The organism is Burkholderia sp. 10_S31, assembly GCF_056930375.1.
Genome location: NZ_JBXOWK010000001.1, coordinates 3174194 through 3195800, shown reverse-complemented (window position 1 = coordinate 3195800; position 21607 = coordinate 3174194). Strand labels below are relative to the sequence as shown.

Sequence of the window (21607 nt, the reverse complement as noted above, 5' to 3'; positions counted from 1 at the left end):
TGCCGCGCCCCCGCCGGCGCACGCTACTGCGTACGCGTCGCGTTCTTCGTCCCTTCTCCCGCCTGCGCCAGCGCCCCGCGAATCGCCGCCTCCGTCTTGTCGTACCCGCCCTCGCCATAGCGCGTATAGACGACCTTCCCGTTCGCGTCGATCAGGTACAGCGCGGGCCAGTACTGGTTGCCGTACGCGCGCCACGTGTCATAGCGGTTGTCCTGCGCGACCGGATACTGGATGCCGAAGCGCTTGAGCGCATCGGCGACGTTCTTCGCATCGCGCTCGAACGGATACTCGGGCGTATGCACGCCGACCACGACGAGCCCCTGGTCGCGATACTTCCGGTACCAGTCGTTCACGTACGGAATCGTATGAATGCAGTTGATGCACGAGTACGTCCAGAAATCGACCAGCACGACCTTGCCGCGCAACTGGTCGAGCTCGAGCGGCGCGCTGTTGTGCCAGCGCTCGATGCCGGTGAAGTCGGGCGCCGGCGTGCCGGCCAGCGACGCGGTCATGTCCGCGTCGTCGCGGGTGCCGGCGAACGCGGCGAGCCCGGCCGTGGCGGCGAGGGCGATCACGAGGGCGGCGGTCTTGAGTCTGGGCAGCATGGCGATTCTCCGGTTCGGCCGGCCGCCGCGCGAGTGTGTCGGCCGGACAGGTTTCGACAGCCCTCATTGGGCCGCGCCGACGTATCTGCGATGTGTCCGGCAAGCCGCGCATGTGCAATGTTGTGTGTCGTCACGGCGGCGCGATACATTGGGATACAAACGCGAGGCCGCGGTGCGGTATAAAAGCGGACATCGCCAGCCGGAATCTCACGACAACGACCCCGACTCATGGACAAGATCGACCACGTACTGATCGTCGACGACGATCGCGCGATCCGCGAACTGATCGCGGACTACCTCGAGAAGAACGGCATGCGCGTGTCGCTTGCCGCGAACGGCCGCGAGATGCGCAACGTGCTCGACGACGGCGCGCCCGACCTGATCGTGCTCGACCTGATGCTGCCCGGCGAGGACGGCCTCACGCTGTGCCGCGATCTGCGCGCCGGCAAGTTCCGCACGGTGCCGGTGCTGATGCTGACCGCGCGTGGCGAGGAAACCGACCGCATCATCGGCCTCGAGATGGGGGCCGACGACTATCTCGCGAAGCCGTTCGCGGTGCGCGAGCTGCTCGCGCGGATCCGCTCGGTGCTGCGCCGCGCGCGCATGCTGCCGCCCGGCATGCAGGTGACGGAGACAGCCGCGATGCTCGCGTTCGGCGAATGGCGGCTCGACACGACGGGGCGTCACCTGCTAGACGCCGAAGGCACGCTGGTCGCGCTGAGCGGTGCCGAGTACCGGCTGCTGCGCGTGTTCCTCGACAATCCGCAGCGCGTGCTGACGCGCGACCAGTTGCTCAACCTCACGCAGGGCCGCCAGTCCGATCCGTTCGACCGGTCGATCGACCTGCTCGTGAGCCGGCTGCGCCAGCGGCTGCGCGACGGCGCGCGCGAGCCGCGCTACATCAAGACGCTGCGCAACGAGGGCTACGTGTTCTCGTCGGCCGTGACTGCCGTCGAAGGTGACGCATGAGCGCGCGCGCCCCGTGGCACTGGCCGCGTTCGCTGTTCGCGCGGCTCGCGCTGATCCTGTGCGTGGGCCTCGCGCTCGCGCAGACGCTGTCATTCTGGCTCACGGTGACCGAGCGCGACCAGGCGACCACCAACCTGATGATGGGCTACATCGAGCGCGAGGTCGCGAGCTCGGTCGCGCTGCTCGACCACCTGCCGCCCGACCAGCGCGCCGCGTGGCTGCCGCGTCTCGCACGGCGCAGCTATGCGTTCATCCTCGGCCCCGGCGAGACGGGCACGCCGCCCGAGGCGCGGTTGTCGGCGCGCGTCGAGCGGTCGATCTCGGACGGCATCGGCGGCGACTACCCGCTGACGGCGAACGCGATCCCCGGCGATCGCGAGCATCTGCAGGTGCATCTGCGCCTGACCGACGGCTCGCCGCTGACGATCGACATCCACCCGATGTCGACGGTGCCGCTGTCGGGCTGGCTGCCGGTCGTCCTCGCGCTGCAGCTCGCGGTGCTGGCCGCATGCTGCTGGCTCGCGGTGCGGCTCGCGACGCGGCCGCTGAACCAGCTCGCGCAAGCGGCCGACGCGCTCGGCCCCGACCTGAAGGGCGAACGCCTGAGCGAGGACGGGCCGTCCGAAGTCGCGCGCGCCGCGCGCGCGTTCAACGCGATGCAGGACCGCATCGCGCAGTACATGGCCGAACGCATGCAGATCCTCGCGTCGATTTCGCACGACCTGCAGACGCCGATCACGCGGATGCGGCTGCGCGTCGACACGATGGACGACGACGTGCAGGGCGCGAAGCTGCGCCAGGACCTGCTCGAGATGGAGCATCTGGTGAAGGAAGGCGTCGCGTATGCGCGCACGCTGCACGGCACGGAAGAGGCCGCGCGCCGCATCGATCTTGATGCGCTGCTCGACAGCATCGTGTGCGACTACACGGATGCGGGGCAGGATGTCGCGCTGCATGGCGGCGGGCCGCTCGCGCTCGTCACGCGGCCGAAGGCGCTGCGCCGGATCGTCGGCAACCTCGTCGACAACGCGCTGAAGTTCGCGGGCGCGGCCGAGATCGACGTGCAGGCGGCACCGGGCGGCGGCGCGATCATTGCGGTGCTCGATCGCGGGCCCGGCATTCCGGACGATCAACTCGACGCGGTGTTCGAACCGTTCCGGCGCGTGGAGACGTCGCGCAATCGCGAGACGGGTGGCACGGGGCTCGGCCTTGCGATCGCGCGGCAGCTTGCGCTCGCGATGGGCGGCACGCTCACGTTGCGCAACCGGCCGGATGGTGGCGGACTCGAAGCACGCTTGACGCTGGCGAATGCCGCGTGATGCGTGTCGGGCGGCGGCGCGTCAGCCGGCCAGCGCGTCAGTCGGTCGCGAGGCGCGCGTACATCGCGAAATCGCCCGGCACGCCGCGCACCATCCGGTATGCGCGCAGCAACCCTTCGTACCGGTAGCCGCATTTCTGCAGCACGCGCGCGGAGCCGGCGTTGCTGGTCAGCACGATGCGCTGGATGCGCATGAAGCCGCCGTCGGCGAACGCCCACGCGGTGACGCTCGCGCACAGCGCGCTTGCGATGCCGCGCCCCCAGTGCGGCGGCGCGAGGTCGTATGCGATCTCGGCCGAGCGGTTCGCGGTGGACACCGTATGCAGCCCGATCGTCCCGGCGAGCGCGCCCGATGCATCGTCGACGATCGCGAGACGGCGGATCGAATCCGCTTGGATCGACTCGATGCCGTCGAACAGCGGCAGCAGATCGTCGCGCGAATGCAGGTTCCAGCTCGTGTGGCGGACGACGTCGGCGTTCGACAGGTACGCGTACCACGCGTCGAGGTCCGTGCGGTCGAGCTGCCGGAGCGACAGGCCGGGGAAGCCGGAGCGGGGCGGCGCGTCGATTCTCATCGTGCACGCGTTGCGAACGATGCGGCGCGCATGCCGATGCCGTTACGCGGCATGACGCCGGTACAGCGCGAGCGAACCGGCCAGCGCGAGCAGCATCGCGCCGCACGTGCGTTCGAGCCACAGCGCGCCCGAGCGCTTCAGCAGCCGCACCGCGCGTGCACCGAGCAGCGCGTAGCCGAACATCACCGCGCCGTCGAGCAGCGCGAACGTGATTGCAAGCGCGACATACTGCGGCACGAGCGGCGCGGACGGATCGAGGAACTGCGGCAGGAACGCGGAGAAGAACAGATAGCCCTTCGGATTCGTCACCGCGGTCAGGAAGCTCTTCGCGAAGATCGACGCGTTGGGTTCGGGCGCCGCGCCGCCGTGCGCGGCGGCGACGTCGAGCGAGCCCTTCGACGTGAGCAGCCGGATGCCGACGTACGCGAGATAGGCGGCGCCGAGCCATTTCACCACCGAGAACCAGAACGCCGACGCCATCAGCAGCGCGCCGAGGCCGAGCGCGACCGCGACGATCAGCACGAAGTCGGACAGCATCGCGCCGGCGAAGCCGTAGGCCGCGCGGCGCACGCCGTAGCGCGAGCCGTTGGTCAGCGCGAGCAGCACGGTCGGGCCGGGCGTCGCGATTCCGACGAACGCGACGGCGGCGAAGATCAGCAGGGTCGTTTCATGCATGACGGAGGCTCCCGGTAGCAGGTGCGCGCCCGATTATCGGGTGCGCGGCCCCGCGCTGTACAGGGACGTTCGCCGCCAGATCGATTATCTCGATATTGGCAAGAAGCTGTTTTCATTATTGCGCTATCGATCGGAACCGGTTCCAACTACCATGGCGGGCCGCAGCGGGGTGGCCCGCCGCGACGTCGCGTGCGTGTCGCATGCGCGCGTTCCCGTGTGCGGACGCCGCCGGCCTCGCATGCCGGCAGATCTCGCCGACCGCACGCGTTACTCGCATAGAACAACGGGTTCACCGCCCGGAGACGCTAAAAATCATGAACAAGCAACTGATCGCAGCACCGCTGCTGCTCTCGCTCGCGGGCATCGCCTGCGCGCAAAGCTCCGTCACGCTGTACGGCATCGTCGATGCGGGCGTGACCTATCGCAGCAACGAACGGGTCGGCTCGCCGGGCGCCTACACCGGACATTCGGACGTCGGCCTGACCACCGGCAACCTGTCCGGCAGCCGCTGGGGCATCAAGGGTTCCGAGGATCTCGGCGGCGGGATGCGCGCGCTGTTCGTGCTCGAGAACGGCTTCGACATCACCAACGGCACGTCGGGCCAGGGCGGCCGCCAGTTCGGCCGCCAGGCGTTCGTCGGCGTCGGCAGCGACCGCTACGGCACGGTCACGCTCGGCCGTCAGTACACGTCGCTCGACGATTTCGTGAGCCCGGTCGGCCCGTCTTCGTTCATCGGCGGCTTCGGCGCGCACCCGGGCGACATCGACGACCTCGACCAGACCGCGCGCGTCGACAGCTCGATCAAGTACACGAGCGCGAATTACGCGGGCTTCACGTTCGGCGCGCTGTACGGCTTCGGCAGCCAGCCGGGCAGCATGAAGCAGCGCAACACGTGGAGCGTCGGCGCGGCGTACGCGGCGGGGCCGCTGCGCGTGGGCGTGGGCTACGAGCGCTCGGACAACAGCAAGACGGGCGCGGCCGACCCGAGCGCCGGCAAGTGGCAGAGCACCGACGACGGCCTGTTCAACTCGTCGATCAACGAGGGCTATGCGAGCGCGCAGTCGCAGCAGATCATCGCGACCGGCGCGACGTACGACTTCGGCCCGGCCGTCGTCGGCGTGAACTACAGCAACGTGCAGTACCGCAGCGGCGCGCAGTCGCTGTTCAACGGTCATGCGACCTTCAACGTCGCGGGCGTGTTCACGCGCTGGAACGTGCAGCCGCAGACGCAACTGTTCGCCGGCTACAGCTACACGCGCGGCAGCGACGTCGACGGCATCGACAACCGCGCGCAGTATCACAACGTCACGCTCGGCGCGGTCTACGACCTGTCGAAGCGCACCAGCGTGTACCTGCTCGGCGCGTACCAGCATGCGTCCGGCACGACGCTCGATGCGCTCGGCCGGCCGGTGGCCGCGACCGCGTCGGTGTCGGACAAGGCGAACGGTCACTCGTCCGACTCGCGGTCGCAGGCGATCGTCAGCCTCGGGCTGCGCCAGAAGTTCTGACGTCACGCACGCGACCGGCGGCCGCGCGATGCGGCCGCGGGTCGCCCGGCCGCCCGGCCGGCGTGCGGCCTTCTCCATTCGCCACGGGCCGCATCACCCTTCGCCGCACGCGCGGCACATCTTCGTTTCTATCCCCGGCCTTCATCGGCAACGGCGTTCCGCCGCGCATCGCGTTACTTCACCTGTTCACGATTTTCCCGGCAATACGGCATGCAGCCTGCGCGCTCGATCGCGCAATGCAGCATGCGCCCGATAATATTTTTTCTCTTTCATTTCAATTTCGATTTGTAATCATCGAGTCGATTTGCCGGCAATGAAAATTCAATGCGCGTGAATCAGAAAAAATGACGTGTCTGCATTGGGAATTCGGAACAAAGTGCCGGTAATGACTGATCGCAACAGCGCTGTCAGGCGAGGAGCTACGGCGCTGGTCCCGGAGTGTTTCCATCGTTGGCCGCCCCGCGTTGCGCGGCAAGAAAATGTAGTGAGTAATTCGCAGTGGAAATGAACAGGTTTTTGAAGAAATCACCAATATTTCATGCGTGGCGAATTAGAGTGTCGAGAAACGATCGCCCGGGAGCACCATTCATGTTATCGAAACAAATTCGCGCGGCATTGCTGGTGTTGTGCATGGCAGTGCTGGCGCCGGTCAGTCACGCACAGGCGCAATACACGACAGACTGGCTCGCGAACACGTTCGGTACGCTGGCCACGCACGTCGGCAACGGCGCGCGCTCGCTGTGGGTCGCGCCCGAGGGCGTGATCTACACGTCGTCGCGCTGGGACGAGAATGCGGGCGGCGTCGCGATCTACCAGAACGGGCAGACGCTCGGCACCATCGGCATCCATGACGAATTCCAGGGCGGCGCGATCACCGGCAACGCGAACTCGCTGTTCGTCGCGCTCGGCTATAACCGCACGTTCGGCAGCGGCTCGGTCGGCCGCTACAACCGCGGCACGAACCAGCGCGACCTGCGCATTCCGGTCAGCACGTGGACGGGCATCCAGTACGCGGACGTGATCACGGGCCTCGCGACGACCGGCAACCTGCTGTACGTGAGCGACTTCTACGGCAACCGCGTGCGCGTCTACACGACGGACGGCGTGTGGCAGCGCGACATCGGCGTGTCAGGCCCCGGCGCACTGGCGCTCGACGCGGGCGGCAACCTGTGGGTCGCGCGCAAGAGCGCGGGCATCGTCGCGCAGTTCAGCCCGACCGGCACGGCGATGAGCACGATCGCGATGGCGGCCGGCGCGCGGCCGGCGTCGCTGTATTTCGATGCGCCGAGCGGGCAGTTGCTGGTGGGCGACGAAGGCCCCGACATGAACATCAAGATCTACACGCTCGCCGGCCAGCCCGCGCAGGTCGGCACGTTCGGCGTGCAGGGCGGCTATCTCGACACGACGTCGGGCATCAAGGGGCAGGTCGGCGACAAGCGCTTCACGCGCGTCGCGGGCATCGGCAAGGACGCGGCCGGCAACCTGTACGTGCTGAACAACGCGTGGGGCGGCGGCTGGGATCTCGGGCGCAACGGCAGCACCGACCTGCATTCGTACAGCCCGACGGGCGTGCTGCAATGGAAGTTGCAGGCGCTGAACTTCGAGGCCGCCGCAGCGCCCGATCCGGCAACCGACGGCGCGTTCTTCTACAGCGGCAACAACGTGTACACCGGCGGCGCGGGCGGCACCTTCGTCGCGAACACGATCGATCCGTTCACCTATCCGAAGGACCCGCGCCTCGACATGAAGGACTACCAGCGCGGCCAGCATTTCGGCCAGCTCGCGCTGGTAAAGGGCACCCGGATGCTCGTCGCGACCGGGCAGAACCCGGGCAACTACAACATCTATCACTTCAACAGCGCGAGCGGCTATATCGCGATCCCGGACGGCTCGATCCCCGGCAAGCCGTTCAACACGACCCTGCAGGTGACGGCCGGTTTCGCGCTCGACGACAACGGCGACGTATGGGCCGGGCTCGATCGCACCAACAACATCTCGCACTATCCGATGACCGGTTTCGACGCCACCGGGAAACCGTCATGGGGCAAGCCGACGCAGATCCCGATTCCGCGCACCGTGCTGCCGCTCACGCGGATCATCTACCAGGCCGACAGTGACACGATGATCCTCGCGCAGGGCATCTCGGGCAGCTGGGACTGGACCGCGATGAACGGGCACATCGAGGTCTATCGCGGCTGGAAGGCCGGCAACACGAGCACGCCGAACGTGGCGATCAACCTGACGAGCGCGAACCCGAAATCGATGGCGGCGGCCGGCCACTACCTGTTCGTCGGCTACGTGCACACCGTGCCGAACGTCGACGTGTTCGACCTGAACACCGGCAGCCTCGTCACCACGCTGACGAACTCGAACACGTCGGCGATGGACGTCGGCAACGACGTCGACTCGATGTACGGCATCCGGGCTTACCTGCGCTCGACTGGCGAGTACGTGATCACGAAGGACAACTACAACGGGTCGAGCCTCGTCGTGTATCGCTGGCATCCGTGACCACCCAGGCCGCGCCGCTCGGGCATCATGGCGCGCCGAGCACGCGGCCGTTCACCTCGCGTCCGTACATCGAGTCGGGCGTGTCGTGGAATTTCGCGCGCGTGTCCTGCACCGAGCCGGTGAAACGCGGATCCTGTGGACGCTCGTGGCTGTCCATGAAGGTCGCGACGTCCCACGCTTCCTGATCGGTCAGCGTGCCGCCGAGCCCGAGCGGCATGTTGGCCTTCACGAAGCCCGCCGCGTTGCGAATGTCGCCCATCCCCGCACCCCAGTTGAACGAGCGCGCGCCCCACAGCGCCGGAAACACCGGCTTGCCGCCGCTGGATTGCCCCTGGCCGTCCGCGCCGTGACACAGCGCGCAATGCTGCGTGTAGACGGCGGCGCCGCGTGCATAGTCGGCTTTCTGCGCGGGCGGCGGCAGCTTCGGGAAACCCTGCCCGGGCAGCTTCGTGCCGACCGGCGCGCCCTTCGCGAGCCAGTACGAATAGGTTTCGAGGGCAACGAGGATCGGGTCGCCGGCCGGCGGCGCCTTGCCGTTCATGCTGTATCTGAAGCACCCCTGCAGGCGTTCGGCGAACGTGTTCACGTGGCCGTTCTTGCTGCGGTAGGCCGGGTACAGCAGGTACGCGGCCCACATCGGGCTCGAATCGGGCCGGCGGCCCGCGTCGAGGTGGCAGCTCGCGCAGGTCAGCTTGTTGCCGACGTACTTGCCCGCGAACTCGGGCGTGTGCAGGAAGATCTGCTCGCCGAGTTTCACGGTCTTGCCGAAGTCGTCGGCAGGGATCGCGGCTTCGGGCGGTGGCGTGAACGGCTTCGCCGCCGCGGCGGAACCAGCGGCCGGCGCATCCTGCGGCGCTGCCGCGCCGGCGAGCGCGGGCAGCCAGGCCGCGCCGAGCAGCGCGGCACGCGCGCCGCGGATCAGCTTCGTGCGGTCGATCATTGTTTTTCTCCGTTCGCGGCGCCGCCGCGCGCATAGTAGGCGGCCACCGCGTCGATATCGGCGTCGGACAGCTTGCCGGCGATCATCGGCATCAGTGCCATCGGGCCGGGTGCCCGCATGCCGTGCTTCCAGCCGTTCAGCTGGCCTGCGATATACGCGGCCGGCTGGCCGGTGAGCGGCGGAAATGCGGTGCCGACGCCGAGGCCGCCCGCGCCGTGACATTGCGCGCACGCGGGCAGGCCTTGTGACCAGCGTCCGCGCGACGCGAGCCATGCGCCGGTGTTCGCCGGATCGATCGAGGTGGCGTCGGATGCGGTTATGGCGGGCGATGCCGGCAGGCTCGCGAAATACGCGGACACCGCATCGCGATCGTGCGGCGACAGCAGTTTCGCGAGCGGCTGCATGACCGGGTTCTGGCGGCTGCCGTCCGCGAACGCGGCAAGTTGCGCGGACAGGTAGGCGGCATTCGTGCCGGCGAGACGCGGAAAGCCCGCGGCCGCGTTGCCTTCGCCCTGTGCGCCGTGGCAGCCGATGCATGCGGCCACGCCCGTCGTCGTGCCCTGGGTGGCGATGGTCTTGCCGAGCGCGATATCGTCCGCGCGGGCGTTGCCGGCCAGCAGCGCGGCTGCGGCGAGCAGCAGCGGTGCGAACCGGCGTCGCGGGTTGTCGACCGAATCGTTCACGTGTCCCCTCCTTGTTGTCTGTCTCGTTGCGCGTGCGCCCGCGCGGTCAGCCCGCGTCGGGCCGATCCTGCCGTGGCGCAAGATGCGCTGCCGGCGCCGTCGCGTCGTAGTGCCCGAAGCCGTAGCGCGCGAAAATCCGGAATGCCTCGGGCGACCGGATGAACGCGAGCCACGCGCGTGCGGCCTCCGGGTGCGGCGCATGCTTCACCATCGCGCCCGCATAGATCGCCGTCGTATTGTGCGCGGACGGAATGTCGATGTGCATCAGCGGATGCCCGACCTGTTCCTGGAACGCCGCTTCCGACTGCCACAGCACGCCGGCGTCCGCGCGGCCCTGCATCAGGAACAGCGCGGTTTCCCGATGGTGGATGTGCGTGAGCTCGGTCGTGCCGGCGCGCACCTTGTCGTCGTAGACGGCGCGCGCGAGCGTATCGCCGCCGGCCTTCACGAGCGACGCGCGGATCTGCCGTGCGACGCCTTCGAAGGCCGGGTTCGGCATCGCGAGCTTCACGTCGGGCCGCGCGAGATCGTTCAGCGATGCAATGTGCTTCGGGTTGCCGGCGTGCACCATGATCGTCAGCTGGTTCGTCACGTACGGCACGGCAGGGCCTTCGAGCGTGCCGTCCGCGATCAGGTCGTCGATCTTGCCGAGCCCCGCGAAATACGCGTCGGGCTTGGCCGTCCACGTCATGTTGCCGACGGTGATCGTGCCACCTGCATGAATCTGCTTCACGAGCAGGCCGGGCGGAATGGTTTCCCAGTAGATGCGGCCGCGGTATTCGGGATGGTCCGCCTCGAACTGCGCGACGAGCGGGGCCATCGCAAAGAAGTAGTTGCCGCCGACGTACAGCACGAGCTTCGGCGCGGTCAGGTCGCCGTGGAAATCGGCGAGCACGTCGACCTGCGGCACGGTGAATTCGAGGCCGCGGTTCGTCGCGTCGTTGTTGCGGCCGTCCTGCCACGGCGGAAAGACGCTGCTCGAAGCGTCGGCGGAAGCGGCGAGCGACAGTGCCGACGTGCAGCAAAGCGCGGCCAGCGCGACATGCAGCGCCGTGCGCCATCGGCGTTGCAGCGAAGCGCGCGTGCGGATCGATGTCATGACGTGCGTCACTTCGCGTAAGTGAAACCGGCGTGCTGTAGTTCGGCTAGCGTGCCGACCACGCCCGGCGTGACGATCGCCGACGGAATCACGTGGTTCGTCAGGTCGGCGGCGAGTGCGTCGAGCGGCAGCTTGTCCGGGTTCGCGTTCGCGCCGTCGAGCCGTTCCGCGAGTTCCCAGATCGCGTTGTGGCACGCCAGGAACACGACGCCGCGCTGCAGCAGTGCGGCGATGCTGTTGTCGTGCGACGAGAATGCGCCGTCGGCCAGCTCGTGATCGTTCGCGTCTTTCGATTGCGCGGGTTTCGCGGCGAGCAGCGTGTTGGTCGCGAACGCGGCGCCGGCCAATTTCGCGAGGCCGTATTTGTCCCACGCGGCCTGGTCGAACAGCGCGAGATGCGCGGCACCGTGCGTGGCCGACACGACGAGGAAATCCGGATGACCGAACGCCCAGATCTGCGCGTTCAACGCATTGCGCATCAGGTTCAGCCACGGGCCGCCGAGGTCGGTGTTGTCCCATACCTGCTTCGGGCCGCCGCGATAGCCGATCACTTCCGTGAGCGCCGCGTGATCCCATTGATCGGGACGCTCGACGATCATCGGCACCGTCTTGAAGTCACGGCGTCTCGGCGTGGCCGCGAGGCGGCGGGTGAGGTCGGCGACGCGCGTCGCGTCGCCGGCCAGCAGCGCGCCGGTTTCGGGTGTCGCCGCCTGGGCGACGCGTGACGCGCCGAGCAGCGCGGTGCCGGCCGCGAGGCCGAGTGTCTTGAGCGCGTCGCGGCGCGCATGCCGGTCGGACATCGAACTCTCCCATCTCGTTTTTGTGGGGGCGTGCCGCATCGCCGTGCCGCGGCGGTGCGTCGCCATCGCGTAGCCAGTCTAGAGGCGCGCGATCGATATCTGAAATCGCGATATCGGATGGGAGATATTCGAGGGTCCGATGATTGGCCGAAACGACGAAGGCCGCGCGACACCGGCTGATGGGGCATCCATACCGGTTCGTGTCACCGGCCGGGGTGCGTCGCGCGTGTCGCGCGGCCCCGGCCGCCCGGTACGAAGGTGCGAGGGTGCGTTAGAACGACACCGTTGTCGTCAGCGTGACGAGCCGCGGCTCGCCGACCGCGACGATCAGGTTGCTGTTGCTCGACGGATAGTAGGTCTTGTCGAGCAGGTTCTTCACGTTCAGCTGGATGCGGGTGGGGAACTTGCCGATCGTCGTTTCGTAGGCCGCGAATGCATCGACGGTCACGTAGCCGGGCAGCGTGAAGCTGTTCGCGGTGTCGCCGGGGCGTGCGCCGACGAGCCGCGCGCCGCCGCCGAAGCGCCAGCGTCCGGGCAGGTTTGCAATGGCCGTGTCGTATACCGCGAACAGGCTGCCCGTGTGGCGCGCGACGTTGACGAGCGGCGTGTTGCTGTCGCGATCGTTGGCGTTCGTGTACGCATAGCTGCCGATCAGGCTCAGGTGCCGCGTGAACTGCCCCGCGACGTCGAGTTCGATCCCGCGCGAGCGTGCGGTGCCGATCGTCGACGTGATGTCGCCGACCGTGACCGCGACGTTGCGCTTGTCGATCTGGTAGGCCGCGAGCGTGCCGGTGATGCCGGGCTTCAGGCTGAACTTCAGGCCGGCTTCCAGCACGCGGCCGAATTCCGGCGCGAGCGGTGACGCGACGTTCGATGCGACGTTCGGCTTGAACGAGCGGCTCACGTTCGCATACGCGGTCAGCGACGGCGTGAGCGCATACGCGAGCCCGAACTGCGGCAGCCACACGTTGCCGTGCGAGCGGTCGGCGAACACGAACGGCCGCCCCATCCCCGATTCCTGCTGCCAGTCTTCCCAGCGCAGCCCGCCGACCGCGGTGAGCCGGTCGGTGATCTTCACGGAGTCCTGCACGATCATCGAATACGTGTGGACCTTCGAAAGCGAATCGCTCTGCTTCGCGCTTGCCGTGCCGCCCGGCGCGAGCAGGCCGTAGACGGGATCGTAGAGATCGAAGCCCTTGGTCGCCGTGCCGCGGATCGTGTCGCCGCGGAAGCTGCGCTGCCGCTCGTATTCGCCGCCGACGTAGAGCGCATGGTTCATCCCCGCGAGCGTCAGGTTGCCGAGCAGGCCGAGCGTCGCGATCTGGTCGGAATCGTTGCGCCCGAGGTTCGCATCGGACGAGCGCGACAGCGCGCCGGTCGTGCTGTTGAAGGCGGTCGCGCGGGTGAGGTACTGGTCGTAGCGGTCGCGGCCCCAGCCGTAGGTCGCACGCACGCGCCACGCGTCGGAGAAGCGGTGCTCGACGCGCGCACGCAGCGTCTCCTGGATCCCGCTGCTTTGCGCCCACGCTTCCTCGTAGCGGCGATAGCGCAGCGTATCGTCGGGGCGGCCGTTCACGAGCACGGTGCCGCGATCGAACGGCATCGTGTAGTCGACGTACTGGTAGCTGACGTCGATCGATGTGTTCGCGTCGTGCCACGACAGCGCCGGCGCGATCAGCGCATTGCGTTCGCGGCCGAAGCTGCGCCAGTAGCGGCTCGTGTCGTATTCGCCGGTGAGCCGGAACGCGAGCGTGCCGCCCGCGACCTGCCCCGGCTTGCCGAGCGGGCCGGTCAGGTCGAACTGCGCGCTGCTGCCGCCGTGGCTCGTGCGCGAGGCCGAGATCGAGCCGCCGAACGTGGCCTCCGGCTTGCGCGTGACGAGGTTGATCACGCCGCCCGGATCCTGCATCCCGTACAGCAGCGACGCCGGGCCCTTCAGCACTTCGACGCGGTCGATCGTCGCGAGATAGCTGTGCAGCACCGGCGTGCGCACGCCGTCGACGAGCACGGAGCCGTCGTTGTTCGATCCGAAGCCGCGCTTGATGAACGCGTCGCGCGTGCCGCCGAGCGTGTTGGTCTGCGTGACGCCGCTGATGTTGCCGAGCACGTCGTCGAGCGAGCGCGCCTGCTGGTCCTGCATCACGCTGCTGCTGACCACCGCGACCGATTGGGGAATCTCCTTGAGCGGGCGATCGTCGCCGCCGGCGATGCTGCTGGTGCGCGGCTGGTAGCCGACCGTCGGATCGGCGACGGCCGAGGCGCTGACGCTGATCGCCGGCAGTTCGCGTTCGGGCGGCGCGGGCGTGGCCGCGGCTGCCGATGCCGCTGCGGCAGGTTCGGCATCCGCATGCGCGCCGCTTGCGACGCAAAGGGTGATCAGGGCAGGGAGGCTCGCGCGCCACGGGCGCAGGGTCCGCGCGCGGCGGGGCGGTCGACGGGATGGCATGAATCGATGAATGGCGGAATGCTAAGGATGAGGGCGCGGGCCGCAGCGCTTCACTTTCACTGCGTCGCGGCGGCAGGATGCGCATGATATATGTAATGAGAATCGTTTGCAATTGTAATGGGCCCGATGCGGGCCGTGACTCGCGATTGCCGGGCCGTCGACCGTCTGCTACCGTAGCGGCCAAAATCAGACGCAGTGAAATTCAATGAGAGCCGGGGGCCGCACCATGTCATCTTCCAGTCACGTCGCGTGCAGCGCGACGTCGCGCACCGCAGTCGACCATGCGGGTGGTGAAGTGATCGCAGCCATGTTCCACGATTCGAACGATTAGGGCCCGTTCCCGTTATTAGCGTGAACAGGCCGTAAAGCAACGGCAGCGAATTCAATTGGCGTATCGCAGGGGCAGCCGGCGCCGCGCCGCCTTCAATCACTTCAACCACCACACTTGATGGGAGACCACCCAATGAAAAGGATTTCCGCGCCGTTCATGACGGCCGCGCTGGCTGCATGCGCGATGCTGGCGGGCGTTCACCGGAGCGGCTATGCGGCGCCGGCCGCCGAGCCCGCGATCGATGCGCACTACGGCGCCGTGATCGAGGCCTATACGAAGGACATGGCCGCCGCGAAGACGAAATACGACGGCAAGCGCCTCGCGTTCGTCGGCGCGGTGATCCGGATGGGCAGCGACCCGGGCGGCACGTACTTCGGTGCGCTGACGACCGACGGCGAACAGTTCGATACGCATTTCGATGTGTCCGACCAGGCGGCGCTGAAGCCGAAATTCCCCGACGGCGAGATCAAGCCGTTCACGGCGTCCGCGAATTTCCGCTTCAGCTGCGTGAACGAAGGCTACATCGACGCGCCGGTGCTGCCCGGGCTGAAACTGTCGCACTGCCGGCTCGCCGATTGAACGATGGGCGGTGTCCGGCGCATCAGAACTTTTGCTGGATGCCGGCCATCACGCCGAGCTGATTCATCCCGGTGCCGACCGTTCCGCCGGCGGCGACCGCGTTCGCGGCCAGCGTGCTGTTGAACATGTAGCCCACCGACGTGTAGACGGTCGTCCGCTTGGACAGGAAGTAGTTCGCGCGGCCGACGAGCAGCGTGGCATTCGTGCCGCCTTCGCTGGTCTCGCGACGCTGCAGGTAACGGACGCCCTGGAGGTCGAGCGCGAGGTAGGGCGTTGCGTAGTACGTGCCGCCCGCGAACACGATGTCGGCCTGCAGGTGTTCGGCCGCCGCGAGGTTGCGGCGGATCCATCCGGCGCCGAGCTTCGCGGGGCCGATCTTCACGTAGCCGGCGACGATGTCGCGCGTGTCGGTGTATGCCGGATTGTTCAGCGGCGCGAGCGCGCCGCCGCCGCCGCGCATCACGTCGTGCGATGCGGCCAGCCCGAAATTGCTCGCGTCGTACGCGATCATCGCCGTGTATTGGCGGCACGCGACGATGTCGCCGGGCACCTGTCCGGCGCAACCCGTCGCCGACGGTCCTGCCGGCCCGGCCGCGTCGCGGCCGAAGCTGTAGGTGGCACCGAGTGTCACGCCGTGGAACGTGCCCTTGTAGCCGATCGCATTGTCGCTGCGCGCGTTCGGCAGATAGGAGTCGAAATCCGCCATCGAATGAAGCGACGGGCCGATCACGTCGGCATTGGTCAGCACGATCATCGACATGTTCATCTGGCGGCCGAGGGTTAGCGCGCCGAACGGGCTGTTCACGCCGACGTTCGCCTGCCGCCCGAACAGGCGGCCGCCGTAGTTCAGCGCACCGGTGCCGGGCTGGAAGCCGTTTTCGAGCACGAAGAAGGCCTGGTAGCCGCCGCCGAGATCCTCCGTGCCTCGCAGGCCCCAGCGTGACGGCACCTCGCCGGTCAGCGTCGGCATCCCGGTGAACGAGCCGCCGTGCGCGGCGTTGTTGTAGTAGGACACGCCGGTATCGATGATCCCGTACAGCGTGACGCTGCTTTGCGCACGGGCCGGTCCGGCCAGCGCCATCGCCGTCGCGAATGCGACACCCAGTTTCGTTTTCATGGCTGTCTCCAAACAGTATGTAGATATGCTTATCGATTTTTTTAATGACCCGGACGCATCCGGGATGCCGACGGGTATCGGCAAAACTGCGAGCGTCGTGCGTTACGACATCGCCGGGTCGCGCCGCCGGCGCGGTGCCGCGGCACGCGCGCCCACCACGGCGACGGCGATCGCGGCACCGGCCATCGGCACGAGGAACGCGAGATAGAGATGGGACACGGACCAGCCGTCGTCCAGCAGCGCGCCGACCGTCATCGGCGACAGGATCGCGCCGAGGCGGCCGATGCCGACCGCGAGACCGATGCCGGTCGTGCGGATCTCGGCCGGATACGGCGTCGGCGACAGCGCATACATGCCGGCCACGCACGCATTGATCACGGCACCGAGGAACACCGCGACCGTCATTCCGATGCCGAGCGAGCCGGTGTTCGCACCGAACACGACCATCAGCGCGCCGCCGAACAGCAGCGTCGCGCCCAGCAGGTTGCGCAGGCCGAACCGCGTCGACAGCAGGCTGAAGAGCGACGCGCCCGCGATGCCGCCGAGATTGAGCAGCACGCCGCCGGTCACGCCCTGCGATGCCGACAGCCCGGCCTGGACCAGCAGTTTCGGCGTCCAGCTCACGACGAAGTAGAAGCTGCCCATCACGAGAAAGAACGCGATCCACAATGCGATCGTGCGACGCGCGAGCGGCGCGCGCAGCACGGCCGTCCAGCCCGACGCGGGGTTCGCCGTGTCGACGGAGGCGGTCGCGGCCGGCAGCGTGTCGATCGTCGCGCGCTTCATTCTCGCGAGGATGCGATTGATTTTCTGCAGCGCGTTGTCCGGACGCCGCGCCAGCAGGAAGTCGAGCGACTCCGGCAGCAGCGCGAGCACCATCGGGATCGACATCAACGTCAGGATGCCGCCGAACGCGAACACGCTGCGCCATCCCCACGTCGACAGCAGATAGCCGGCGATGATGCCGCCGGCGGTGGCGCCGATCGCGTAGCCGGTCGACTGCATGCCGATCGCGGCGCTGCGCCATTTATTCGATGCGTACTCGCCGCTGATGACGGTCAGGCTCGCCAGCATGCCGCCGATGCCGAGCCCCGTATAGGCGCGCGCGACCGCGAGTTGCAACGTGCTGTGCGTGGCCGCGCAGGCCAGCATCCCGGTCGAGATCACGGCGAGGCAGAGCAGGATGATGCGGCGGCGGCCGACGCGGTCGGCCAGCGGCGCGATCAGCACCGAGCCGATGCCCATGCCGGCCAAACCGGCACTCAGCAGCAGGCCGATTTCCTTGCCGCTCAGTTTCCACTCGGCCGCGAGATGCGGCGCGGCAAACGCGATGGCCAGCACGTCGAAGCCATCGAGCATGTTCAGCACGACGCAGGCCGTGACGGCCATCGTCTGGAACGCGCTCATCGGGGACTCGTCGATCGTATTGCGGATATTTGCGCTCACGTCAAAGATCCTTCCAAAAATAGTATGACTAATCGAATGGGATGAAATCGAAGCCGGCCGCTGCGAATGGGACGAACGTGATTGCGCGGGCTGACGGGCAACCCGGGGAGCGTCCGTCGCGACCGGCAGGCGCCGTTCGCGCGCCGGCGCGATGGCTACGCGGGTTCGGGTTGCAGCAGCAGACGCTCGATCACGCGCCGTGCGCGATTGGGGCCCGCGTCGACGTGAATGTCGATCTGGCGGCCGTCCGGGAACCGCAGCTGATTCCGGTATTGCGCTTCGATCACGGCCTTGTCCTCGTCGAACGTCGCCGCGGATTGCTCGATGACCGTTTGCGCGATGCGTTCGACGTCGTGCTGCGGATTGGTCGCGACGGTCCAGAAGTAGTGCGTCGTCGCGTCCGTCTCGGGCGTGATGCCGTGGAAGCCGCGCATGTGAAAGCCGCCGCGCGCCGGATCGTGCAGGTCGCCGGTGCCGGCGTCCATCGCGCCGGTCCAGATGCGGATGTGCGACACGTGGAATTCGATTTCCTGCCAGCGATCGACGCGGCCCGCGAACGGCCAAGCAGCGGTGTAAGTCGGCGGCGGCGCGGAATCCGGCATCCGGCGGACCAGCGTCACCGTGTCGCCGTCGCTGCTGACGCGGGTTTCCGCGCCCATGTGCAGCGGCGCGTTGCCGCCGATCGTCTTCAGATGGACGTAGCCGAGATGGCTCAGGTCCATCAGGTTGTCGTGAATCAGCTGATACGGCGCGTCGTAATGGTAGTGGCCGCCGCCGAACCGGTATTGCGGGTCCGAGTGAAACGCATAGCGCGGCGGCGCGCAGGTCGGTCGAGCATGCGCGTCGGCGCCGATCCAGATCCACACGATCGCGTCCTGTTCCTGCACCGGATACGACGATACGCACGCCCTGGCCGGAATCCGCTCCTGGCCGGGAATCTCCACGCAAACACCGCCGCGGTCGAACAGCAGGCCGTGATAGCCGCAGCGCAGGCCGCGCGCTTCGAGCGAGCCGCACGACAGCGGCAGCGACTTGTGGCAGCAGCGATCCTCCAGCGCGCCGACTTCCCCGGACGGCAAGCGGAACAGGACGACCGGGTGGCCCAGCAGCGTGCGGGCGACGGGCTTGTCCGTCAGTTCGGATGAAAGCGCGGCGACCCACCAGCGGTCGGACGGGAATTTAGCAGTATTGATTGTTGATCTGCCATGATGCTCCATTGATCGTCTCCAGTATTGTGATTGGCACGCCGCGTGCCGGGCGGTCCGCTTACAGATCGAGTACCAGCAGGTCGGTTCGCGATCGCGAACAGCACGGCATGAACTGGTCGCCGGCCGCTTGTTCCGCTTCCGTCAGATAAGAATCGCGATGATCGGGCTCGCCTTCGAGCACGCGTGTCACGCAGGTGCCGCACACGCCTTGTTCGCACGACGTCAGCACGTCGACGCCGTTGGCCGCCAGTGCCGCGATGACCGTGCATTCGGCCGGCACGTCGATCACCTTGCCGCTGCTCGCGATCCGGACCTGGAACGCGCGATCCGCGCCGGTCGACGCAACCGCGCCGCCGAAGAACTCGTAGTGCAGCCGCTCGTCGGCCCAGTTGCGCGCGCGCGCGGCGTTCAGCACCGCATCCATGAAGCCGCGCGGGCCGCATACGTACAGGTGCGCGCCTTCGGGCGCGGCGGCGAGCACCGCGGCCAGGTCGAAGCGTTGTGTGGGGTCGCCGTCGTCGACGTGGAAGCGGGCGCGATCATGGAACCCGGCTGCGTTGATTCGCTCGACGAAGGCCATGCGGTCGGTCGAGCGCGCGCAGTAATGCATGTCGAACGGCATGCCGGACGAGAACAGCCGTTCCGCCATGCAGAGGATCGGCGTGACACCGATCCCACCTGCGAGCAGCAGATGGTGCGGTGCGTCGGGTGCGAGCGGGAATTGATTGCGCGGCACGCCGATCCGCACGATATCGCCTTGCCGGACTTCGTCGTGAATGGCGCGCGAGCCACCTCGGCCTTCGGCATCGCGCAGCACCGCGATCTGATAGCGGTCGCCGTGCTCGGGGTGATTGCACAGCGAATACTGGCGCACGAGCCCGCCCGGCAAATGCACGTCGATATGGGCGCCGGCGTCGAAGCGCGGCAACGGCGCACCGTCGTCGCTGACGAATTCGAAGCCGCAGATGTCGCGTGCTTCCTGCCACTTGCGGGCCACCCGCACCGTCAGCATCGCAGCGCTCATGACGCCTCCTTGATCTGCGCGACCGGAATCACGGGCCGCTGCGGGCTCGATGCGTTTTCTTCGGCGAGCAGCCGCTCGATCACCTTGCGCGACAGCACGCCGCCCGCGTCGATGTTGAGCTTGAGCAGCTTGCGCTCCGGCCACTGCTCGAGGTTGCGCTGCTGGCGCTCGAGCATCTCGAGATCCTCGGCGAAGATCTTGCCCTGGCCTTCGCGGATCTCGGCGGTCAGCGCGTGATCGTCGGGCCGGAAATTGCGCGCCATCCCCCAGAAGTACCAGATCGAGGTGTCCGTCTCGGGCGTGATGAAGTCGACCACGATCGACGACGCCTTCGCGTCGGCCGGCGCGTCGTAGCCGCCGCGGCCCGCATGCGCGACGCCCACTTCGATCATCACGTGGCTCGGCGGCGTGAAGCGGCAAATCTGCCAGCGGTCGACCGGCACGTCGTCGGCCAGCCCGTTGCCGCGCAGCGCCATCCGCCAGAACGGCGGCGGCATCACGTTCTCCATGAAGCGGCTCGTGACGACTTCGTCGCCATGGCTGGTCGTCTTCGGCGGCGCTTCGTCGATCTCCTTCTGGCCGATGCTCGTCGCATGCACATACGTCTCGTGCGTGAGGTCCATCAGGTTGTCGATCATCAGCCGGTAGTCGCAGCGGATGTGATATAGGCCGCCGCCGTGCGCCCAGGCCGGATCTTCGGCCCACGACAGGGCGGGCAGCCTGGCGGGGTCGGCTTCGGACGCGTCGCCCGGCCACACCCAGACGAATCCGGCGCGCTCGACGACGGGGAAGCTGCGAATCGACGGGAAGCCGCCGACGCGCTGGCCCGGCATGCCGGCTGCCTTGCCGTTGCAGCCCATTTCCAGCCCGTGATAGCCGCACACGAGCACGCCGTCGCGCACGAATCCCAGCGACAGCGGCGCGCCGCGGTGCGGGCAGAAGTCCTCCAGTGCGGCGACCTGGCCGTCCGCTGCGCGGTAAAACACCATCGATTCGTTGCAAATCCTGCGGCCCAGCGGCTTGCCGTCGATTTCGTCGGGCGTGCACGCCACATACCAAGCGTTCTTGAGAAACACGTTCGTCGTCTCCTTCAGGTCGATGCCGCCGGTGCGCGGCATCTCTTCATTCCGTGTACTGAATGAGATTCAGTGTACTCATTGAGATTGGCTGGAGCAAGGCGAGCGGTATACTGGTTTTCCCGGGAAATGGCGCGAGGCAGCGCCATGCCGTCGGCGCACGCAACGGCGTGTGCCGCCTATGTCATCGACTCATCCATGGAAAAAACGAATCCCGCCAACGCGCCGGCATTCCCGCTCGATCTGTACGACGAACCCGGGCACCTGATCCGGCGCGCACATCAGATCGCGGTTGCGATGTTCTACGAGAAGCTGGGGCGGGACGTGACGCCCGTGCAGTACGCGGTCCTGCGGATGCTCTACGAGTGCCCGGGGCTCGACCAGGTGACGCTCGCGCAGCGGGTGGCGCTCGACACGTCGACGACCGCGGACCTCGCGGTCAGGCTCGAAGCGAAAGGATTGATCGTCCGTGAAGTGCTGCCGCGGCGTCAGCGGCGGCTCTTGCTGACGCCGACGGGCGTTGAACTGCTCACGCACCTGATTCCGTCGGTGAAGGAACTGCGTGCCGGACTGTTCGACGGGATGGGGGAGGAGGACTCGCAGGAGCTGATGCGGCTGTTGCGCAAGTTCGTCCATCTGAACAACGAGCAGAGCCGTGCGCCGCTGCGGGTCAGCGAGGATTCGTAGCGGCCGGTTT

At 67.6% G+C, this 21607-nt stretch carries 19 protein-coding genes; 6 read left to right on the top strand and 13 right to left on the bottom strand.

Annotation, left to right across the window (positions count from 1 at the left end; genetic code table 11):
* Positions 1–23: 23 nt before the first annotated feature.
* Positions 24–605 carry a thioredoxin family protein gene (locus AC1Z3W_RS14380; RefSeq protein WP_057930119.1) on the bottom strand — a complete coding sequence of 194 codons (582 nt, stop codon included), beginning with the start codon at positions 603–605 and terminating at the stop codon, positions 24–26.
* Positions 606–833: 228 nt separating this feature from the next.
* On the opposite strand from AC1Z3W_RS14380, the gene AC1Z3W_RS14375 reads away from it, so the two are divergent.
* Positions 834–1574, top strand: a complete 741-nt coding sequence (locus AC1Z3W_RS14375; protein ID WP_057930120.1) for a response regulator — start codon at positions 834–836, stop codon at positions 1572–1574.
* Positions 1571–2893, top strand: coding sequence for an ATP-binding protein (locus AC1Z3W_RS14370; protein ID WP_124833818.1), 1323 nt, complete (start codon positions 1571–1573; stop codon positions 2891–2893). The genes AC1Z3W_RS14375 and AC1Z3W_RS14370 overlap by 4 nt, the downstream gene beginning before the upstream one ends.
* A 37-nt stretch (positions 2894–2930) precedes the next feature.
* Here the strand turns inward: AC1Z3W_RS14370 and AC1Z3W_RS14365 are convergent, their stop codons facing one another.
* Positions 2931–3467 carry a GNAT family N-acetyltransferase gene (locus AC1Z3W_RS14365; protein ID WP_483507794.1) on the bottom strand — a complete coding sequence of 179 codons (537 nt, stop codon included), beginning with the start codon at positions 3465–3467 and terminating at the stop codon, positions 2931–2933.
* Positions 3468–3509: 42 nt separating this feature from the next.
* Positions 3510–4142, bottom strand: coding sequence for a LysE family translocator (locus AC1Z3W_RS14360; protein WP_483507793.1), 633 nt, complete (start codon positions 4140–4142; stop codon positions 3510–3512).
* Between the two features lie 314 nt (positions 4143–4456).
* Between AC1Z3W_RS14360 and AC1Z3W_RS14355 the strand changes: the two genes are divergently transcribed.
* Both AC1Z3W_RS14355 and AC1Z3W_RS14350 read left to right on the top strand, forming a co-directional pair.
* A complete protein-coding gene (locus AC1Z3W_RS14355) occupies positions 4457–5650 on the top strand; it encodes a porin (protein WP_483507792.1) in 1194 nt (397 codons plus the stop codon).
* Positions 5651–6238: 588 nt separating this feature from the next.
* Positions 6239–8161, top strand: coding sequence for an NHL repeat-containing protein (locus AC1Z3W_RS14350; RefSeq protein ID WP_057930124.1), 1923 nt, complete (start codon positions 6239–6241; stop codon positions 8159–8161).
* A 25-nt stretch (positions 8162–8186) separates the two neighbouring features.
* On the opposite strand, the gene AC1Z3W_RS14345 is transcribed toward AC1Z3W_RS14350, so the two are convergent.
* The 5 genes from AC1Z3W_RS14345 to AC1Z3W_RS14325 form a co-directional block, all read right to left on the bottom strand.
* Positions 8187–9101, bottom strand: coding sequence for a c-type cytochrome (locus tag AC1Z3W_RS14345; protein ID WP_057930125.1), 915 nt, complete (start codon positions 9099–9101; stop codon positions 8187–8189).
* A complete protein-coding gene (locus AC1Z3W_RS14340) occupies positions 9098–9784 on the bottom strand; it encodes a c-type cytochrome (protein ID WP_124833823.1) in 687 nt (228 codons plus the stop codon). The genes AC1Z3W_RS14345 and AC1Z3W_RS14340 overlap by 4 nt, the downstream gene beginning before the upstream one ends.
* A gap of 46 nt (positions 9785–9830) precedes the next feature.
* Positions 9831–10883: a molybdate ABC transporter substrate-binding protein gene (locus tag AC1Z3W_RS14335; protein ID WP_057930127.1), complete on the bottom strand. Its 1053-nt coding sequence runs from the start codon at positions 10881–10883 to the stop codon at positions 9831–9833.
* An 8-nt stretch (positions 10884–10891) separates the two neighbouring features.
* Positions 10892–11683: a thiosulfate dehydrogenase gene (tetH, locus tag AC1Z3W_RS14330; protein ID WP_057930132.1), complete on the bottom strand. Its 792-nt coding sequence runs from the start codon at positions 11681–11683 to the stop codon at positions 10892–10894.
* Between the two features lie 271 nt (positions 11684–11954).
* Positions 11955–14129 (bottom strand): TonB-dependent siderophore receptor, encoded by a 2175-nt coding sequence (locus AC1Z3W_RS14325; protein ID WP_124833824.1) that lies wholly within the window; start codon positions 14127–14129, stop codon positions 11955–11957.
* A gap of 463 nt (positions 14130–14592) precedes the next feature.
* On the opposite strand from AC1Z3W_RS14325, the gene AC1Z3W_RS14320 reads away from it, so the two are divergent.
* Positions 14593–15039, top strand: a complete 447-nt coding sequence (locus AC1Z3W_RS14320) for a hypothetical protein (RefSeq protein ID WP_057930151.1) — start codon at positions 14593–14595, stop codon at positions 15037–15039.
* 22 nt (positions 15040–15061) lie between these two features.
* Here AC1Z3W_RS14320 and AC1Z3W_RS14315 read toward each other — a convergent pair whose 3' ends face one another.
* The 5 genes from AC1Z3W_RS14315 to AC1Z3W_RS14295 form a co-directional block, all read right to left on the bottom strand.
* On the bottom strand, positions 15062–16156 hold the full coding sequence (locus AC1Z3W_RS14315; protein ID WP_175826244.1) for a porin: 1095 nt from the start codon (positions 16154–16156) through the stop codon (positions 15062–15064).
* 102 nt (positions 16157–16258) lie between these two features.
* Positions 16259–17602, bottom strand: a complete 1344-nt coding sequence (locus tag AC1Z3W_RS14310; RefSeq protein ID WP_483507791.1) for an MFS transporter — start codon at positions 17600–17602, stop codon at positions 16259–16261.
* A gap of 155 nt (positions 17603–17757) precedes the next feature.
* Positions 17758–18819 carry a Rieske 2Fe-2S domain-containing protein gene (locus AC1Z3W_RS14305; protein WP_483507790.1) on the bottom strand — a complete coding sequence of 354 codons (1062 nt, stop codon included), beginning with the start codon at positions 18817–18819 and terminating at the stop codon, positions 17758–17760.
* A 49-nt stretch (positions 18820–18868) separates the two neighbouring features.
* Complete coding sequence (locus AC1Z3W_RS14300; RefSeq protein ID WP_175826241.1) at positions 18869–19834, bottom strand: PDR/VanB family oxidoreductase; 966 nt, start codon at positions 19832–19834, stop codon at positions 18869–18871.
* Entirely contained in the window at positions 19831–20910 is a 1080-nt protein-coding gene (locus tag AC1Z3W_RS14295) for an aromatic ring-hydroxylating oxygenase subunit alpha (RefSeq protein ID WP_057930154.1), read from the bottom strand. The genes AC1Z3W_RS14300 and AC1Z3W_RS14295 overlap by 4 nt, the downstream gene beginning before the upstream one ends.
* A gap of 198 nt (positions 20911–21108) precedes the next feature.
* Between AC1Z3W_RS14295 and AC1Z3W_RS14290 the strand changes: the two genes are divergently transcribed.
* Entirely contained in the window at positions 21109–21597 is a 489-nt protein-coding gene (locus AC1Z3W_RS14290; RefSeq protein ID WP_483507789.1) for a MarR family winged helix-turn-helix transcriptional regulator, read from the top strand.
* The last annotated feature ends 10 nt before the right edge of the window (positions 21598–21607 follow it).

Coding starts and splice junctions, on each gene's coding strand:
- AC1Z3W_RS14335 (WP_057930127.1), bottom strand. CDS start 10,883: ATGACATCGATCCGCACGCGCGCTTCGCTGCAACGCCGATGGCGCACG.
- AC1Z3W_RS14315 (WP_175826244.1), bottom strand. CDS start 16,156: ATGAAAACGAAACTGGGTGTCGCATTCGCGACGGCGATGGCGCTGGCC.
- AC1Z3W_RS14350 (WP_057930124.1), top strand. CDS start 6,239: ATGTTATCGAAACAAATTCGCGCGGCATTGCTGGTGTTGTGCATGGCA.
- AC1Z3W_RS14355 (WP_483507792.1), top strand. CDS start 4,457: ATGAACAAGCAACTGATCGCAGCACCGCTGCTGCTCTCGCTCGCGGGC.
- AC1Z3W_RS14365 (WP_483507794.1), bottom strand. CDS start 3,467: ATGAGAATCGACGCGCCGCCCCGCTCCGGCTTCCCCGGCCTGTCGCTC.
- AC1Z3W_RS14360 (WP_483507793.1), bottom strand. CDS start 4,142: ATGCATGAAACGACCCTGCTGATCTTCGCCGCCGTCGCGTTCGTCGGA.
- AC1Z3W_RS14370 (WP_124833818.1), top strand. CDS start 1,571: ATGAGCGCGCGCGCCCCGTGGCACTGGCCGCGTTCGCTGTTCGCGCGG.
- AC1Z3W_RS14375 (WP_057930120.1), top strand. CDS start 834: ATGGACAAGATCGACCACGTACTGATCGTCGACGACGATCGCGCGATC.
- tetH (WP_057930132.1), bottom strand. CDS start 11,683: ATGTCCGACCGGCATGCGCGCCGCGACGCGCTCAAGACACTCGGCCTC.
- AC1Z3W_RS14320 (WP_057930151.1), top strand. CDS start 14,593: ATGAAAAGGATTTCCGCGCCGTTCATGACGGCCGCGCTGGCTGCATGC.
- AC1Z3W_RS14300 (WP_175826241.1), bottom strand. CDS start 19,834: ATGAGCGCTGCGATGCTGACGGTGCGGGTGGCCCGCAAGTGGCAGGAA.
- AC1Z3W_RS14325 (WP_124833824.1), bottom strand. CDS start 14,129: ATGCCATCCCGTCGACCGCCCCGCCGCGCGCGGACCCTGCGCCCGTGG.
- AC1Z3W_RS14305 (WP_483507790.1), bottom strand. CDS start 18,819: ATGGAGCATCATGGCAGATCAACAATCAATACTGCTAAATTCCCGTCC.
- AC1Z3W_RS14290 (WP_483507789.1), top strand. CDS start 21,109: ATGGAAAAAACGAATCCCGCCAACGCGCCGGCATTCCCGCTCGATCTG.
- AC1Z3W_RS14380 (WP_057930119.1), bottom strand. CDS start 605: ATGCTGCCCAGACTCAAGACCGCCGCCCTCGTGATCGCCCTCGCCGCC.
- AC1Z3W_RS14345 (WP_057930125.1), bottom strand. CDS start 9,101: ATGATCGACCGCACGAAGCTGATCCGCGGCGCGCGTGCCGCGCTGCTC.